The organism is Roseovarius sp., from assembly GCF_030373445.1.
Taxonomy (GTDB): Bacteria; Pseudomonadota; Alphaproteobacteria; order Rhodobacterales; family Rhodobacteraceae; genus Roseovarius.
The window spans coordinates 130,525-145,764 of the sequence record NZ_JAUCYU010000008.1; the positions used below are offsets into that span (position 1 = coordinate 130,525).

Consider the following 15,240-nt stretch of genomic DNA (forward strand, 5'->3'; position numbering starts at 1 on the left):
CCGCATGAGCGACCCAGTGCAAACCCTGACCGACATGATCGACCCGGCCCGCGCCCGGGCGATGCAGGCCACCATCGGCCATACCCCGCAGATCGACAGGGGCGACCCCCTGCCGCCCTTCTTCCACCAGCTCTATTTCTGGGATCCGCAAGACCCGGCGGAGCTGGGCCGCGACGGCCATCCCAAGGTCGGCCGCGTGGTCCCCGACATGGGACTGCCGCGCCGTATGTGGGCCGGCGGACGGCTCGAGTTCGAGGCGCCCCTGCTCGCCGGAACCGCCGCAAAGCGCCTCACCTACGTCGAGAAAACCGCCCAGAAGGAAGGCCGCTCCGGCCCCCTCGGCTTCGTTACCATGCGCCACGAGACATGGCAGGGCGACACGCGCTGCATCGCCGAGTGGCAGGACATCGTCTACCGCGAAGATCCCAAGCCCGGCTCCAGGCCCACCCCGCCCGAGGCGCCCACCGACGAGGATGTGGCCGAGCCCGCACGCTTCGACACCACCATGCTCTTCCGCTACTCGGCGCTCACCTTCAACGGCCACCGCATCCATTACGACCTGCCCTACGCAACGGGCGTCGAAGGCTATGATGGCCTCGTCGTCCACGGCCCCCTGCTGGCCCAGCTCGCCATGCTGCTGGCCGAACGCCAGCTCGGCACCCTGACCCGCTTCGCCTTCCGTGCCACGGCGCCGCTGATGCATTTCGAGACGGCCGAAATCTGCTGGAAATCCGACGGCACGGTCTGGGTGCGCGGGCCCGACGGGCGGCAATGCCTCACCGGCACCGCCGCCTAATACACGGCCGCTTCGTCAGAAACTCGCCACCAGTATCTGCCGGAACGCCTCCCCCGTCATCTCCCGCGCGTTGGTGGGCGTGGAATGGTCGCGCATCGCCGCCTCGGCGATCCCGTCGATGATCCCCTCCTGCAGCCCCAATTCCCCCAGCGTGGCCGGCAACCCGATCTCCGCCGTCAGCGTCTGCACCTCCGCGCCGAGATCGGCGCCCTCCGCCATCCCCAACGCAACCCGCAGCCGAGCGTATTTCTCCCCCGCCGCCTCTTCATTATACCTCAGAACCTCCGGCAGCAGGATCGCGTTCAGCGTCCCGTGATGCGGGTTCACGGATTTCACCGCTCCCAGCGGATGCGACAGCGAATGCACCGCGCCCAAGCCCTTCTGGAAGGTCAGCGCCCCCTGCAGCGAACACATCATCATCTCCCGCCGCGCCGCCCTGTCGCCGGGCTGTGCCACCGCCGTCCGGATATGGCCCCACCCGCGCACCAGCCCGTCCACCGCGATGGCATCGGCGACCGGGTTGAACTTCGGGCTCAGGAACGTCTCGATGCAATGGGTGATCGCATCCATCCCCGTCGCGGCGGTCAGGCCGGGCGGCAACCCATGCGTCAGCTCCGGATCGCACAGCGCCCGCACCGGGATCAGGTAGGGGCTCAGGATGCCAAGCTTGCGCCCGTCCGCCACCGTCAGCAACGCCGCCCGCCCCACTTCCGAGCCGGTTCCGGCGGTCGTCGGCACGGCAATCACCGGCGCACAGCGGTCGGTGATCTTCGCCACCCCGCCCTCGATCGCGGCATACCCGGCAAGCGGCCCCTCATGCGTCACGCGAAGCGCCACCGCCTTCGCAAGGTCGATGGGCGACCCCCCGCCCACGGCCACGAGGCAATCGCAGCCATGCTCCCGATACATCTCCGCCGCGGCCTCCGCCGCGCTTTCCGTGGGGTTCGACGGCGTGCCGTCGAACACCGGCACCCCCAGCGAACCGGTAACCCGTTCCACCAGCCCGATCTCGACCAGCGGTTTGTCACTGATCACCAGCGGCCGGTGCAATGACAGGCCCGCAAGTTCCTCGGCCAGCAGGGCCGAGGCCCCCTCGCCAAACCGGATCGTCGTCAGGTATTGAATCGTCTCGACTGTCATGTCCGCCTGCCTGCGCTCGGTTGAATGACCTGCCCGCCTCGGCGGGCAGGAAACGGGTCACACATCCACCCGCTCGTTTTCCACCGCGTTGCGTTTCTCCATGTTGAACCGCCCGGCATAGATCGGCCGCTCGCTTGTGGTCGGCCCAGGATACTGCACGATGAAGATATCGCCGCCCGTCTCGGTCTTGAACTCGCCCTCGTAATGCGGGTCCGGGTGGAAGATCACGCTACCCTCGCCGCACATCTCGCCGCCGATCTCGAACTCCCCCTTCAGGATGTGCCAGACCTGCGCGAAGCCATGGTAATGCTCCGGATGGTACGCGCCGGGCTCCAGCCGCAGGATACCGGCATTGGGGTTCGTCGGGTTCTCCGGCTCCGGGTGGAACGCCATCTTGCCCGTCTCCCCCGGCCAGCGGATGGTCTCCCATTCGAGGTCGTTCAGGTTGCGCACGATATAAGGCTGGTGGTCTTTCCGAGATGCTTCCCTGCTGACCTGCAGCTTGGCGTTGTTCTCGGCCGTATCAGGAATGGTCTTGCTCATGATGTCCTCCCGTTGGATGAGCCTTGGGGTCTTTCCTGCAAGGCGGCGCGTGTCGGGCGCCACCAGTCGAAATCGATGCGCGAGATATCGGCGGCCGCCACGGTCATCAGGATCTGCGCATCCGTCCCGCCCGCACTGCGCGCCCGGTGGGGCTGCTGCGAGTCGATGAAGATGCTGTCGCCGGTGGAAAGGTGAAAGCTTTCCTCGCCCACCTCGAACAGCACCTCGCCGCTGATGACAAAACAATGCTCCTGCCCGGGATGCGAGACATAGGCCTCCATCCTGTCCGTCTCGGGCAGGACGAGGTGGAACACCTCCATCTCGTCCTTCGGGCTTCCGCCGCCGACCCGCTTCCACGAATAGCCGGTCGACGGGATGAAGGCGAAATCGTCGGACCGCCGGTGAACCGACACGCGTGTCCGCGCCGGTGCATTGCCCAGCCCGTCGAACAGCGACCCGATCTCGATATTCAGCGCGGCGCAGATCTGCAGCAGGTTGGCGATCGAGGCCGAGGCGACGCCCCTCTCGAGCTTCGACAGGAAACTCTCGGTCAGCCCGCATTTCTCCGCCAGTGCCGACAGGGTCAGCTTCTCCGCCGTCCGCGCCACCTTGATACAGGCGCCGATCTGCGCGTTCGCGTCGGACGCGTCTGGTTTCTGCATTCTCTTGCCTGATTCTGGAATCACATGACATTAAATGTCACACAGGAACATTTATCCGGTCCAGAACTATCTTCCGTTCGGGATCCCCCAGCTCGGGCAGCGTCCCGCTAGTTGCACCGCCTCGGCTGGAAATACGGCAGGGTCTCCCCCGTCGCCCGGTAATTGTCCGACCCGGCCACGTGCTGCCCGAATTGCCGTTTTCCATTCACCCCGTCGCAGGTGCTGTAGGGCGAGCCCGCATCGCAGGCAAAGGCCTGCGACTGCGCCACGAACTGCCCCGACGCCCGCGCCGGGTCGCACTCCCCCTCGCGCGCCTCGCCCGCCACGTATCCGGGCCGCGTATCCCTTGCCAGCACGTCCTTTTCGTCAAGCACCGGCGCCTCGCCCGTGCCCTCGCAATAGCCGCTGCGGATCAGCCCGGTGGCGATATCGTTGCCTTCCTTGCTGCAACTCGCCCGGCCACCGTCGACCCGGCATTCGATATACCCGCCCCGCAGGAAGGTGTTCAGCAGCGCCTTCGCCGCCCGCCCGTCCTCGGTGCCCGGATCGGGGCACGAAACCCCGCTCAGACGGTAGGTCTCGCCATCGAGGATCACCTCGTCGCCCGATACTGCCGCCCAGACCGATGGCCCGCTCTCCTGCGCAAGGCCGGCGCCGGGCAGCGCCAGGGCAAGACCAAGAAGGAAGGTGCGATAACGGATCATGCGACGCTCCTTTAAAGCGATGCCACCGGGCGGAACCCCTCCGGAATCCCGTCCCTTCCTTCCAATATAAGCGCTGCCATCACCTCCGCCACCTTCGGCGCCATCCCGAACCCGATCTTGAAGCCCCCGTTGGCGATGAACTCCCCCGGCCTCAACGGATGTGCCCCCAGCATCGGCGCCCGCGACTTCGCCCGCGGCCGCAGCCCGGCCCACCGCTCCACCACCCGCGCCCCGTGCAGCACTGGCACCGCCCGCATCGCCCGCTCGATCACCTCGTCCAGCTTCTCGTCCGTCGACACCGGGTCGTCGTATTCCCGTTCCGAGGTCGACCCGATCGCCGTGGTCCCGTCCTCGTGCGGCACCACGTGAATCCCCTCCGCGAAAAGCTGCGGCGCATGCGGCGCGGCGAAATGCAGAAGCGCCCCCTGCCCCTTCACCCCGTTCCCCACGGCGCGCCCCGTCTCTCGCGACAGCTCCTCCAGCCCGGCCACCCCCGTGGCATGCACCACCTTGCCCTCGGCCACCCCCTCCTTCACCAGCCACGCGCCGCGCGCATGCAGCGCCGCCGCCAGTGCCTGGCAGGCCCGCCGCGGATGCATCCGCGCCGACAGCGTATCCCGGATCACGTAACCCGTGGGCGACACCGGCGCCCAGCTATCCCCGGGCGGCGCGATCACCTCCCAAAGCGCGGCATCGCCCCACAACGCCTTCGCCGTCTCCTCCCGCGCCCTTGCCATCTCCAGCCCGCGCTCATCCGCGACCGGCTGCAACCGCCCCAGCCGGCCATACCCCGCCGAAATGCCCGAAGCCGCTGCCACATCCGCCCAGAACGCCCCGGCCATCAACAGGCTCTCCAGCTGGAACGCCTTCTTGTCGTTCCAGTTCTCCGGCACATGCGGCGCCAGCGCCCCCACCACGCCGCCCGAGGCCCCCGCCCCCGGCCCGTGCGGGTCGATCACCTGCACCTGCGCGCCGGCCTTCGCACAGGCCCACGCGATCGACAGCCCGAAGATGCCCGCGCCCATCACCGTGACGTCCGGCCTTGCCATTTCCGCCGCTCCTTTGCAGTGTCGCCCCAAGTATCGCACGGGCGACAACCGCTGTATATCCGCCCGGGCCATGAAAGGACGCCCGTGACCCCGCCCCCGGAGCCTTCCACACCGCTCGACTGGCGCGACGACGTGCCGGTCTCGACGCGCTTCGACGACCCCTATTTCAGCCTCGAGAACGGGCTCGAGGAAACCCGCCACGTCTTCCTGTCGGGCAACGACCTGCCGGGCCGCTTCCGTTTCGGCTTCCACGTGGCCGAGCTGGGCTTCGGCACCGGCCTCAACCTGCTGGCCACCCTTCAGGCCTGGCGCGCCAGCGGGCAGGAGGGGATGCTGCGCTACACCAGTTTCGAGGCCTTCCCGATCACCCCCGAGGAGATGCGGCGCGCCCAGGGCGCCTTCCCCGAACTCGCCCCCCTCGCCGCCGACCTCGCCCCGCACTGGGGCGCCGAGTACATCACGCTGGCAGACCTCGATTTCCGCCTCGTCACCGGCGATGCCCGCACCACGCTTCCCCACTGGCAGCGCACCGCCGACGCCTGGTTCCTCGACGGCTTCTCCCCGGCCCGGAACCCCGAGCTGTGGGAGGAGCCCCTGATGCAACAGGTCTTCGCCCACACCTCCCCCGGCGGCACCGCGGCCACCTACACCGCCGCCGGCTTCGTCCGTCGCGGGCTGCAATCCGCGGGGTTTGAAGTCACCCGCATTCCCGGCTATGGCCGGAAAAGGCACATGACCCGTGCCGAGAAACCCGCATCCTGAAAGCCCCCTCCATGAGCGAACAGAACACCCGCGCCGGCATCCTGTTCATGATCGCCACGACCTTCATCTTCGCGGCGCAGGACGGGCTCTCGCGCCACCTCGCGTCGGAATACAACGTCTACATGGTGGTGATGATCCGCTACTGGTTCTTCGCGGCCTTCGTCATTTCCGTCGCCAGCCGCAAGGCCGGCGGAATGCGCGCGGCGGCGGCCAGCGCGGTGCCGTGGGTGCAGGGCTTCCGCGCGCTGCTGCTGGTGGCCGAGATCTGCGTCATGGTCTTCGGCTTCACCCTGCTGGGGCTGGTCGAAAGCCACGCGGTCTTCGCCTGCTACCCGCTGCTGATCGCGGCGCTCTCCGGCCCGGTGCTGGGCGAGCGCGTGGGCTGGCGCCGCTGGGTCGCCATCGGCGTGGGCTTCGCCGGCATCCTGATCATCCTCGAACCCGGCTTCGGCGTCTTCCAGCCCGAGGCGGTCGTCCCCCTCATCGCCGCGCTGATGTTCGCCCTTTACGGCCTGCTCACCCGCTATGTCGGCCTGCGCGACAGCGCCGCCACCAGCTTCTTCTGGACCGGCACGGTCGGCATGGTCGCCATGACCGCCGTCGGCGCCTGGTTCTGGGAACCGATGTCGGCACCCGACTGGGCCTGGATGATCCTGCTCTGCATCACCGGGGCGCTGGGGCATTACACGCTGATCAAGTGCTACGAACTGGCCGAGGCCAGCGCGGTCCAGCCCTTCGCCTATCTCCAGCTCGTCTTCGCCAGCATCCTCGGCATCCTCGTGTTCAACGAGTCCGTCCGCATGAACGTCGCCCTCGGCACGGCGCTGATCGTGGCGGCGGGGCTCTTCACCCTCTGGCGCGAGCGCCGCTCCAAGGCGTGACCGGCACGCGCTCAGGCGAACCGGCCCTGGCAGAACCAGCCGGAGCTCAGCGCCGCGCCATGGGCATAGAACAGCCACAGCCGCTCGCCCCCCTCGGTAACCACCTGCCAGTAATCCCGCAGCCCGCTGCGCCAGTCCGGGTCGTCCAGCCACCATTCCGGCGCAATCCGCTCCGGCCCCCGCGCCTCGGCCAGCTGGTGGGTGCGCCCGCGCCAGCGGAACTCCCCCGCCAACCGCGGGGCATCCGGCGCCATCACCGGCTCGGGCCGCCACAGCAAAAGCGGGCGCGGCGCGGCCGGCGCGGGCCACGGCCCGGCGGGCTCGGACCACGCGGCGGCCATCACCTGCGCGGTCTTTTCGGGCAGGTGGCTGCCGACCGGGTGGCGCCGGGTGATCGCCTCCATCCCCAGCCGCCCGCCGATCCGGCCCAGCAGGTCGTCCATCCGCGCGCCGCCCTCCAGCCGGGCGCGGTTGGCGGCGGTCGCCTCCACGTGGCCGGTCATGGTCCGGGGGTGCAGCGCCTCGGTCTGCACCGCCTCCAGCCGCAGCATGTCGATGCCGAAGCCCGCGTCGATCTCGTCGATCCGGTGCGCCAGCAGCGGGCGGATGCGGTCGGGCTCATCCGCGGCACGGGCCAGCCCGGCGTCGAGCCACTGCATCGTGTCGTCCACCCGCCATGCCTGCAGCCGCACCCGCCGCGCGCCCTGCCCCTTGTCGCGCAGCAGCTCGCACAGCCGCGGCACCAGCCGGTCGAGCGCGGCCAGCATGTCCTCGGTCAGCCCGATCGGCTCGGGCAGGGTCAGCCTTGTGGCGAAACGCGGCACCTCCTTCGCGGGCGAGACCGGCTCGGGCGCCGCCCCCACCGCCTGGTCCAGCCGCAGCACCAACCCCCGCCCGAACCGCCGCGCCAGCGGCGCGCGTGGCTGGCCCAGCAGGTCGCCCACCCGGCGCAGCCCGACCCTTGCCAGCGCCTCGGCCTCCCCCGGCTCCAGCCGCAGCGCGGCCACCGGCAACGGCGCCAGCAGCGTATAGGCCTTGCCCGGCGGCGCGATCCCCGGCAGCTCCGTCCCCCCGCCCCCCGGCAAGGGCGCCGCGCCGCCCCGCTCCCAGTGCCGCTTCTTCGCCGCCCTTGACCGGGTCGCCCGCGCCTCCTGGTCGATGGCATCGCCCGACCGCGCATGCCCCGGCGCGACACCCGCATACCTTGCCAGCGCCCACGCCGCGCCCACCGTGTCGGCCAGCCCGCAGCGCGCGCTCAGCCCCAGGGCACCGGCCTCCTCGACCATCCGCGCCACCATCGCCTCTTCCCCGTCGAAGAGATGCGCACAGCCGGTGATCTCCATCATCAGCCCGTCCGGCCCGTCCACCGCCACCCAGGGCGAGAACCGCCCCGCCCAGCGGCCCAGCGCCTTCAGGAAATCCACCTCCGCCTGCGGGTTCTGCAGCCGCGTCGCCAGCTGCCCGCAGATCGCATGCGCATCGCGAAGCGGCTGGCCCACCCGCAGCCCCGCCGCCTCGGCCGCCGCCGACAGCGAGGACAAGACCTGCATCTGCCCGGTGTCGCGCACCACGGCAAAGGGCACCTCCTCCGGCGGGGCCACGCGCCGCAACAGGCGCTCGGCCCCGAGCCGGGGAAACCAGACGGAAAGGATACGGCGAACGGGCATGGCGGCAGCGGACGAACAATCATGTTCATGTTTTGTTCCAACCTAGGCCGCACTCCGCCCCGAGTCGAGTCCTCCCCTCACGGCACCGCGCGAGGGGAGCGGCGCGCAATGAGTATTTTCGGAAAGATGAAAGCCGGGCGCCCGCCCCCGCTTTCACTGTTCTCCAAGGACTCACTGCACCACGCCGGCCAGGAGATCAGCCGCAGTAGATCCGCGTGATCGTCCCGCCTTCATCGGTTTCCACATTCAGCCGGTCCGAGCGGAAATCCATCGTCACCGCCGTACCCGGCGGGATGATCCGCGTGCCGTCGGCGAAATCGTGCTCTCCGACGGGTGTTCCGACCAGCGGCTGAAGCGCGTCCGCCCCGCAGGCCGAGGCCCTGTTGTCCTCCTCGCCGGCATCGGGCACGCAGGCACCCAGTGCCGCAAGTGCCAGTATCAGTGTCGCGAAGCGCATGGTGCCGTCCTTCCATTTCTGTGAAAGACTGAAGTCGTCACGGCCATGGCTGCTTTCAAGACCGCCACGGCCGATATTGAAAACCGCCCGGCTTTCGACCAAAGTCGCGGCAAATCGAATTGGGAGTACAATCAATGCGCACCACCGCCGCCGTCGCCCTCGAAGCGGGCAAGCCGATGGAAATCATGGAAGTGAACCTCGACGGCCCGAAAGCGGGCGAGGTCCTGGTCGAGATCAAGGCGACGGGCCTGTGCCACACCGACGATTTCACCCTCTCCGGCGCCGATCCCGAAGGCGCCTTCCCGGCGATCCTGGGGCACGAGGGTGCGGGCGTCGTGGTCGAGGTCGGCCCCGGCGTCACCTCGCTGGAACCGGGCGACCACGTGATCCCGCTCTACACGCCCGAATGCCGCGAATGCGAATACTGCCTCAACCCGAAAACCAACCTCTGCCAGGCGATCCGCTCGACGCAAGGCCAGGGCGTCATGCCCGACGGCACCAGCCGGTTCTCGATGACCGACGGCACGCCGATCCTGCATTACATGGGCTGCTCGACCTTCTCGAACCACACCGTCCTGCCCGAGATCGCGCTGGCCAAGGTCCGCAAGGACGCGCCGTTCGACAAGATCTGCTACATCGGCTGCGGCGTCACCACCGGCATCGGCGCGGTCATGAACACCGCCAAGGTGGAGCTGGGCTCCCGCTGCGTGGTCTTCGGCCTCGGCGGCATCGGCCTCAACGTGATCCAGGGCCTGCGGCTGGCCGGCGCCGACCAGATCGTCGGCGTCGACCTGAACCCCGGCAAGGTGGAGATGGCCAAGCGCTTCGGCATGACCGACTTCGTCAATCCCAATGACGTGGAGGGCGACCTCGTCGGCCACCTCGTCGAGCTGACGGGCGGCGGCGGCGATTACACCTTCGACGCCACCGGCAACGTCAAGGTGATGCGCCAGGCGCTGGAAAGCGCGCACAAGGGCTGGGGCGAAAGCGTCATCATCGGCGTGGCCCCCGCCGGCGCGGAAATCTCGACGCGGCCCTTCCAGCTCGTCACCGGCCGGGTCTGGAAAGGCACCGCCTTCGGCGGCGCCCGCGGCCGCACCGACGTGCCCAAGATCGTCGACTGGTACATGCAGGGCAAGATCGAGATCGACCCGATGATCACCCACACCCTCAAGCTCGACGAGATCAACAAGGGCTTCGAGATGATGCACGCGGGCGAGTCGATCCGCAGCGTCGTGGTCTACTGACCGCCCCTCATCGCACCACGACGGGCGCACCGGCAAGCCGGGGCGCCCGTTTTCCTGTTCCGCCCGCCGTCAGTGGCGATGGCCGGAACGGTTGTAATCCATCACGCCGTTGATGTCGTAGCCCGGCACGTAAAGGCCGCGCAACTCCATCTCGTCCGGCGTCAGGTGACGCCGCCGAACCTGGCGGTCGTACCCGTAATAATCGTGATGGCGGCGCGCCCTCTGATAGCGATCGTAGCCGCGGGTGTAGCCGCGCCGCTCGGTCCGGTCGATGGCATGGTCGATGAACCGGTTGATGACGCTCGAAAAGGCCGGATCGGCCTTCGCCGGCGACACGACCGCGCCGGCGGACAGAACCAGTGCCGCGGCGGTCGCGGCCACGAGGCTCTTGCGGGTAATCGATTTCATGATGCTCTCCCGTTCGGGACTGTCGCGGGTCTGACCCCGCGTAAATCAATATATGGGCCGGCGCGGCGGCCAGCCAAGGGAAGCAGGGAAAATACCGCCGGATCGGCGGGATGCTGCGGGGCCGGATCGCCCGGCCCCGGTGCATGGGTCGTTACCGGTCGTAGACGCGGTAGCTGCTGGAACCATAGCTGCTGTGGCTATTGGCATAGCCGTCGCGGTAGCCCTGGTTGTAGGCACGCTGATAGCCGGTGCGGTTGTTCCGGGCATAGCCCTGGTGGCGGTTGTACCGGTTGTAGCCGCCGTAATAGCGGTCGCGGGTCGCGTAGCCCGGGTTGTAATACCGGTCATCGTTGGAATCCGCGATGGCGGCACCGATAATCGCCACGGCAGCAGCGCCGGCGATGTACTTGGCGGTATCGTTATCGGCATAGGCCGGCGCGGCGGACAGGCCGGCAAGACCGGCAACACCCACTGCGGAAGCGGTGACACCGGCCAAAAGTCGTTTGCGAATGATATTCATGGCAGTCTCCTATCTCCGGGGTCGGGGGATTTGCCCGGGTGCCTGACATGGGCACGCGCCGCCATGCCCGGAAGAGCAGATGACACGCTTGTGTGAGTTGATCGTTATCGCGTGATGGGCGGGAACCGGCCGAACCCGTCGGCGGCAAATCGCAGCCCGCGCAGCCGTCCCTGTGCATTCATGCACCTTGCATCGATCCACCAACCGGTTACCTCTGGGGAACCCACACGCCAAGGAGCGACAGATGACCGACGACACCTACACCCCGCCCAAGGTCTGGACCTGGGACAAGGAAAACGGCGGACAGTTCGCCTCGACCAACCGCCCGATCGCCGGGCCGACCCACGACAAGGAGCTTCCGGTCGGCAAGCATCCCTTCCAGCTCTACTCGCTCGCCACGCCCAACGGGGTGAAGACCACCGTGATGTTCGAGGAGCTGCTCGAGGCCGGCTTCGACGCCGAGTACGACGCCTGGCTCATCAAGATCGGCGACGGCGACCAGTTCGGCAGCGGCTTCACCGAGATCAACCCGAACTCCAAGATCCCCGCCATGGTCGACCATACCGGCGACAAGCCCCTGCGCGTCTTCGAAAGCGGATCGATCCTGATGCACCTGGCCGAGAAGTTCGGCGCCTTCCTGCCCGCCAGCGGCCCGGGCCGCACCGAGGTGATCAACTGGCTGATGTGGCAGATGGGCAGCGCCCCCTTCCTCGGCGGCGGCTTCGGCCATTTCTACGCCTACGCGCCCGAGAAATACGAATACCCCATCAACCGCTACGCCATGGAAGCCAAGCGCCAGCTCGACGTGCTCGACCGCGAACTCGCCGAGAAGCCCTACATCGCCGGCGACGAGTACTCGATCGCCGACATGGCGATCTGGCCCTGGTACGGCAACCTCGCGCTCGGCCGGGCCTATGGGGACGCGGCGACCTTCCTCAGCACCCATGAATACGAGAACATGATGGCCTGGGCGAAAAAGATCGACGAGCGCCCGGCGGTCAAGCGCGGGCGCATGGTCAACAAGACCTTCGGCGAACCGCACGAGCAGCTCCACGAACGCCACGACGCCGGCGATTTCGACACGAAGACACAGGACAAGATCGGCGAAAACGCCTGATCCGACCCCGAGACCATCCTTCCCCGGCCATCGCCCTGACCGGCGGTGGCCGGTTTGCATTTCGCGCCACGCCACCGGCCTGCCCCAAGGTTTCCGGTTTCCGCCGCCGCCGCAATCAGGCATGGTCACCGGTAAAGGAGGCCCCCATGCCCGAGAAATCCCCGCTCCTCGCCGTGCTCATCGACGCCGACAACGTCCCCTCGAAATACGCCGAGGCGATCCTGCGGGAGGTCACCTCCTACGGCGAGCCGGGCCTGCGCCGGGTCTATGGCGACTGGTCCAACCAGCAGCTCTCCGGCTGGACCAAGACCGCGCAGAAGCTCGGCCTCGTCCAGCACCAGCAGACCGCCAACACCAAGGGCAAGAACGCCTCCGATATCGGGCTGGTAATCGACGCGATGGATATCCTGCACGCCGGCCATTTCGATGGCTTCGTGCTCGTCTCCTCCGACAGCGATTTCACCCGCCTGGCCAGCCGCATCCGTGAACAGGGCCTGACCGTCATCGGCATCGGCGAGGCCAAGGCGCCCGACGCCCTCAAGAACGCCTGCAACCGCTTCGTCGCGATCGAGAACATCGCCGAAGACACCTCGCCCGCCCGCGGCAAGGACCAAAGCCTCGACACCCGCCGCGTGGGCGAGGCCCGCAAGCTGATCACCGACGCGATGGAAAAGATCGACCAGGATGACGACTGGTTCCCCCTGGGCCGCATCGGCCAGCAGATCCAGGCCGACAAACCCGATTTCGACACAAGGACCTACGGCAAGAAGAAGCTTTCCGACCTGGTGAAGGAGTTGAAGGTGTTCGAAACCAAGACCGGCCCGGGCAACCAGCTCCTGGTGCGCCGCGTCGACTGAGGCTCAACATTGGGTGGGTGAAACCCGCCATGCCCGGAACCCGGCAATAAGGGGGCCCGCCCCGCGACCTCCACACCGCCGCCCGGTCCGGCAACGTCGCGCTTGCACTTGCAACCCGGCCTTCTTAGCCTGACCTGGGGGAAGTCGGCTACTAGGCGGCAACGCATGATCGGAAATCTGATGGACCGCTGGCAGGAGCGGTTCGCCGACCAGCTGCTCGAGCAGGCCAAACGCGAAGTCGACCACGCCCGCCCGCGCGTGACGGGCCGCCTTGCCATCGGCTGGGCGCTGTCCTTCCTGCTCCTGGCAACACCCTACGTATCCATGGCCGCCGGCGTCACCCTGGGCCTTGTCGGCTACCCGGATCTCGGGCCGATCATCCTCGGCCTGATCCTTGTGGGGTTCGGTGTCACCCTTCTGCCGCCGGGGCACAGGAACCGATCGAAAACCTACCGCCGCACCGATCTGCCGGCGCTGTTCTCCCTGCTTGACCGGATTGCCGAAAGGCTTGGCACCACGGCCCCCGACGGCATCCACCTCGATGAGGACTTCAACGCCTACATCACGCAGTTCCGCCCCCGCTTTTCCCGCCAACAGGAATGGGTGCTCGGCATCGGCCTGCCGCTCTGGGCGGCCTTGTCCACGGATCAGCGCATCGCCCTTCTGGCGCACGAGATGGCACACAAGGTGAATGACGACCCGATGCGCTCCGGCGTCTTCGCACGCGCCTACGCGGTCCTGTCGAACTGGTACGACACGTTCGAACTGGATAGCTATTACTATTACAACGAGGGTCACCTGACCCAGATCGTCGCCGCCATGGTGATCGGCACCTACCAGCGCGCCCTGTCACGCTTCTCCTTCTTCGAATCGCAACGGGCGGAATATCGCGCCGATGCCCACGCCATGCAGGTCGCCGGGGCCGAACCTGTCATTGCCATGCTGGAAGTGATCACGCGCGGCGATCTGGCACAGCGCAGCATCGTCGATCTCTACCCCTATACCGGGGATCAGGGCGCGCGGATCTTCGACCACATGGGCCACGCCGTTTCCGATGCCGACCCCGAAACCGCCGCGCGCTACCTCACCGAGGCCGCCCGCGAGAAAAAGCGCGTCGACAATTCTCATCCACCCACGGCCCTGCGGATCGAGTTCATCGCCTCCCTGCCCGCCGCCCTGTCAGAGAACCGGCTTCACCCCGAAGATGTCGATTTCTCCGCCATCGACGCCGAGCTTCAGCCCCTGCGCGACGACCTGGGCAAGACGATGATGGAAGAACTCCACGAGGTCGAAGTCAATCGATAGCCCGTAGGGTGGGTGAAACCCACCACCGTTCCATGCTGAAAAGACGCAAGGTGGGTTCGCACCCACCCCGCGGCCTCAGTTCATCAGCCCCGCGTGCCGCATCCCGTCTTCGACCAGCGCCTTGGTCTCGTCGCTCAGCCCCGTCAGCGGCGAGCGCACCTCGTCGCTGCAAAGCCCCAGAAGCGACATCGCGTATTTCACGCCCACCAGCCCCGGCTCGGTGAAGATCGCCTTGTGCAGCGGCATCAGCCGGTCCTGCGTCTCCAGCGCCTTCCGGTAGTCACCGGCAAGACAGGCCTCCTGCACGTCCGCCACCATCCGCGGCGCCACGTTCGCGGTGACCGAGATCACGCCCACGCCGCCCTGCGCGTTGAACCCGTGCGCCGTGGCGTCCTCGCCCGAGATCTGCACGAAGTCCTTGCCGCAGGTGATCCGCTGGTCGCTCACGCGGGCCAGGTCGCCCGTGGCGTCCTTCACCCCGATGATCCGCGGCAGCTTGGCCAGCTCGCCCATCGTCTCGGGCGACATGTCGATCACCGACCGCCCCGGAATGTTGTAGATGACGATCGGCAGCTCGCAGCAATCGTGCAGCGCGGTGAAATGCGCGATCAGCCCGCGCTGGGTGGGCTTGTTGTAATAGGGCGTCACCACCAGCGCGGCATCGGCGCCCACCTTCTCGGCATGGCGCATGAAGCGGATCGCCTCGACCGTGTTGTTCGACCCGGCCCCGGCGATCACCGGAATCCGCCCGGCCGCGGCGCGCACCACCTCCTCGACCACCGTCTCGTGCTCGGTATGGGTCAGCGTCGGGCTCTCGCCGGTCGTGCCCACGGGCACAAGGCCGTGGCTCCCCTCGGCAATATGCCATTCAACAAGTTTCTTGAGCGTCTCAAGATCCAGCTCGCCGTTCTTGAACGGCGTGACCAGGGCAGGAAAAGATCCTTTGAACATGACACGCTCCATTGTTTTGCGTTACTGTACGGCCAAAAGGCCCGGTGAAACGCGCGCGACACTAGCGGCAAGGCGCCCATCTGCCAAGGTTGTGAATGGACTTGTCCTGCGCCGCGCGCTTAGGCTGGGCGTGTCTATCCTTTGCATGGGCCGGAAATGCAAGCCATGTTGCGC

17 protein-coding genes are annotated in these 15,240 nt (G+C 67.6%); 7 read left to right on the top strand and 10 right to left on the bottom strand.

The window, feature by feature from the left end; translation table 11 throughout:
- Positions 1-4 precede the first annotated feature (4 nt).
- Positions 5-796, top strand: a complete 792-nt coding sequence (locus QUV18_RS15340; RefSeq protein WP_300894886.1) for a MaoC family dehydratase N-terminal domain-containing protein — start codon at positions 5-7, stop codon at positions 794-796.
- Positions 797-811: 15 nt separating this feature from the next.
- Here QUV18_RS15340 and QUV18_RS15345 read toward each other — a convergent pair whose 3' ends face one another.
- The 5 genes from QUV18_RS15345 to QUV18_RS15365 form a co-directional block, all read right to left on the bottom strand.
- Positions 812-1,936, bottom strand: a complete 1,125-nt coding sequence (locus QUV18_RS15345) for an iron-containing alcohol dehydrogenase (RefSeq protein ID WP_300894887.1) — start codon at positions 1,934-1,936, stop codon at positions 812-814.
- 57 nt (positions 1,937-1,993) lie between these two features.
- Complete coding sequence (locus QUV18_RS15350; protein ID WP_300894888.1) at positions 1,994-2,479, bottom strand: hypothetical protein; 486 nt, start codon at positions 2,477-2,479, stop codon at positions 1,994-1,996.
- Positions 2,476-3,141 carry a cupin domain-containing protein gene (locus QUV18_RS15355; protein ID WP_300894889.1) on the bottom strand — a complete coding sequence of 222 codons (666 nt, stop codon included), beginning with the start codon at positions 3,139-3,141 and terminating at the stop codon, positions 2,476-2,478. Before QUV18_RS15355 ends, QUV18_RS15350 begins: the two co-directional genes overlap by 4 nt.
- A 107-nt stretch (positions 3,142-3,248) precedes the next feature.
- Positions 3,249-3,845 carry a hypothetical protein gene (locus QUV18_RS15360; protein ID WP_300894890.1) on the bottom strand — a complete coding sequence of 199 codons (597 nt, stop codon included), beginning with the start codon at positions 3,843-3,845 and terminating at the stop codon, positions 3,249-3,251.
- A gap of 11 nt (positions 3,846-3,856) precedes the next feature.
- Positions 3,857-4,894 carry an FAD-binding oxidoreductase gene (locus QUV18_RS15365; RefSeq protein ID WP_300894891.1) on the bottom strand — a complete coding sequence of 346 codons (1,038 nt, stop codon included), beginning with the start codon at positions 4,892-4,894 and terminating at the stop codon, positions 3,857-3,859.
- Between the two features lie 84 nt (positions 4,895-4,978).
- Between QUV18_RS15365 and mnmD the strand changes: the two genes are divergently transcribed.
- Both mnmD and QUV18_RS15375 read left to right on the top strand, forming a co-directional pair.
- Entirely contained in the window at positions 4,979-5,656 is a 678-nt protein-coding gene (gene mnmD, locus QUV18_RS15370) for a tRNA (5-methylaminomethyl-2-thiouridine)(34)-methyltransferase MnmD (RefSeq protein WP_300894892.1), read from the top strand.
- A gap of 11 nt (positions 5,657-5,667) precedes the next feature.
- The gene (locus QUV18_RS15375) at positions 5,668-6,537 is read left to right on the top strand and encodes a DMT family transporter (protein WP_300894893.1); all 870 of its coding nucleotides are present in this window, start codon (positions 5,668-5,670) and stop codon (positions 6,535-6,537) included.
- A gap of 11 nt (positions 6,538-6,548) precedes the next feature.
- Here the strand turns inward: QUV18_RS15375 and QUV18_RS15380 are convergent, their stop codons facing one another.
- A complete protein-coding gene (locus QUV18_RS15380; protein ID WP_300894894.1) occupies positions 6,549-8,204 on the bottom strand; it encodes a DNA polymerase Y family protein in 1,656 nt (551 codons plus the stop codon).
- Positions 8,205-8,400: 196 nt separating this feature from the next.
- Positions 8,401-8,661 carry an I78 family peptidase inhibitor gene (locus tag QUV18_RS15385; RefSeq protein WP_300894895.1) on the bottom strand — a complete coding sequence of 87 codons (261 nt, stop codon included), beginning with the start codon at positions 8,659-8,661 and terminating at the stop codon, positions 8,401-8,403.
- Between the two features lie 134 nt (positions 8,662-8,795).
- On the opposite strand from QUV18_RS15385, the gene QUV18_RS15390 reads away from it, so the two are divergent.
- Positions 8,796-9,908 carry an S-(hydroxymethyl)glutathione dehydrogenase/class III alcohol dehydrogenase gene (locus QUV18_RS15390; protein ID WP_300894896.1) on the top strand — a complete coding sequence of 371 codons (1,113 nt, stop codon included), beginning with the start codon at positions 8,796-8,798 and terminating at the stop codon, positions 9,906-9,908.
- Positions 9,909-9,977: 69 nt separating this feature from the next.
- Here the strand turns inward: QUV18_RS15390 and QUV18_RS15395 are convergent, their stop codons facing one another.
- Together QUV18_RS15395 and QUV18_RS15400 are read right to left on the bottom strand one after the other, a co-directional pair.
- A complete protein-coding gene (locus tag QUV18_RS15395; RefSeq protein WP_300894897.1) occupies positions 9,978-10,316 on the bottom strand; it encodes a hypothetical protein in 339 nt (112 codons plus the stop codon).
- A 151-nt stretch (positions 10,317-10,467) separates the two neighbouring features.
- On the bottom strand, positions 10,468-10,836 hold the full coding sequence (locus QUV18_RS15400; protein ID WP_300894898.1) for a hypothetical protein: 369 nt from the start codon (positions 10,834-10,836) through the stop codon (positions 10,468-10,470).
- Positions 10,837-11,080: 244 nt separating this feature from the next.
- On the opposite strand from QUV18_RS15400, the gene yghU reads away from it, so the two are divergent.
- The 3 genes from yghU to QUV18_RS15415 all read left to right on the top strand — a co-directional run bounded on the left by yghU (position 11,081) and on the right by QUV18_RS15415 (position 14,115).
- Positions 11,081-11,953, top strand: coding sequence for a glutathione-dependent disulfide-bond oxidoreductase (yghU, locus tag QUV18_RS15405; RefSeq protein WP_300894899.1), 873 nt, complete (start codon positions 11,081-11,083; stop codon positions 11,951-11,953).
- A 146-nt stretch (positions 11,954-12,099) separates the two neighbouring features.
- Positions 12,100-12,810: an NYN domain-containing protein gene (locus QUV18_RS15410; RefSeq protein ID WP_300894900.1), complete on the top strand. Its 711-nt coding sequence runs from the start codon at positions 12,100-12,102 to the stop codon at positions 12,808-12,810.
- 165 nt (positions 12,811-12,975) lie between these two features.
- Positions 12,976-14,115, top strand: coding sequence for a M48 family metallopeptidase (locus QUV18_RS15415; protein ID WP_300894901.1), 1,140 nt, complete (start codon positions 12,976-12,978; stop codon positions 14,113-14,115).
- 75 nt (positions 14,116-14,190) lie between these two features.
- On the opposite strand, the gene dapA is transcribed toward QUV18_RS15415, so the two are convergent.
- The gene (dapA, locus tag QUV18_RS15420; RefSeq protein WP_300894902.1) at positions 14,191-15,066 is read right to left on the bottom strand and encodes a 4-hydroxy-tetrahydrodipicolinate synthase; all 876 of its coding nucleotides are present in this window, start codon (positions 15,064-15,066) and stop codon (positions 14,191-14,193) included.
- Positions 15,067-15,240: the final 174 nt, after the last annotated feature.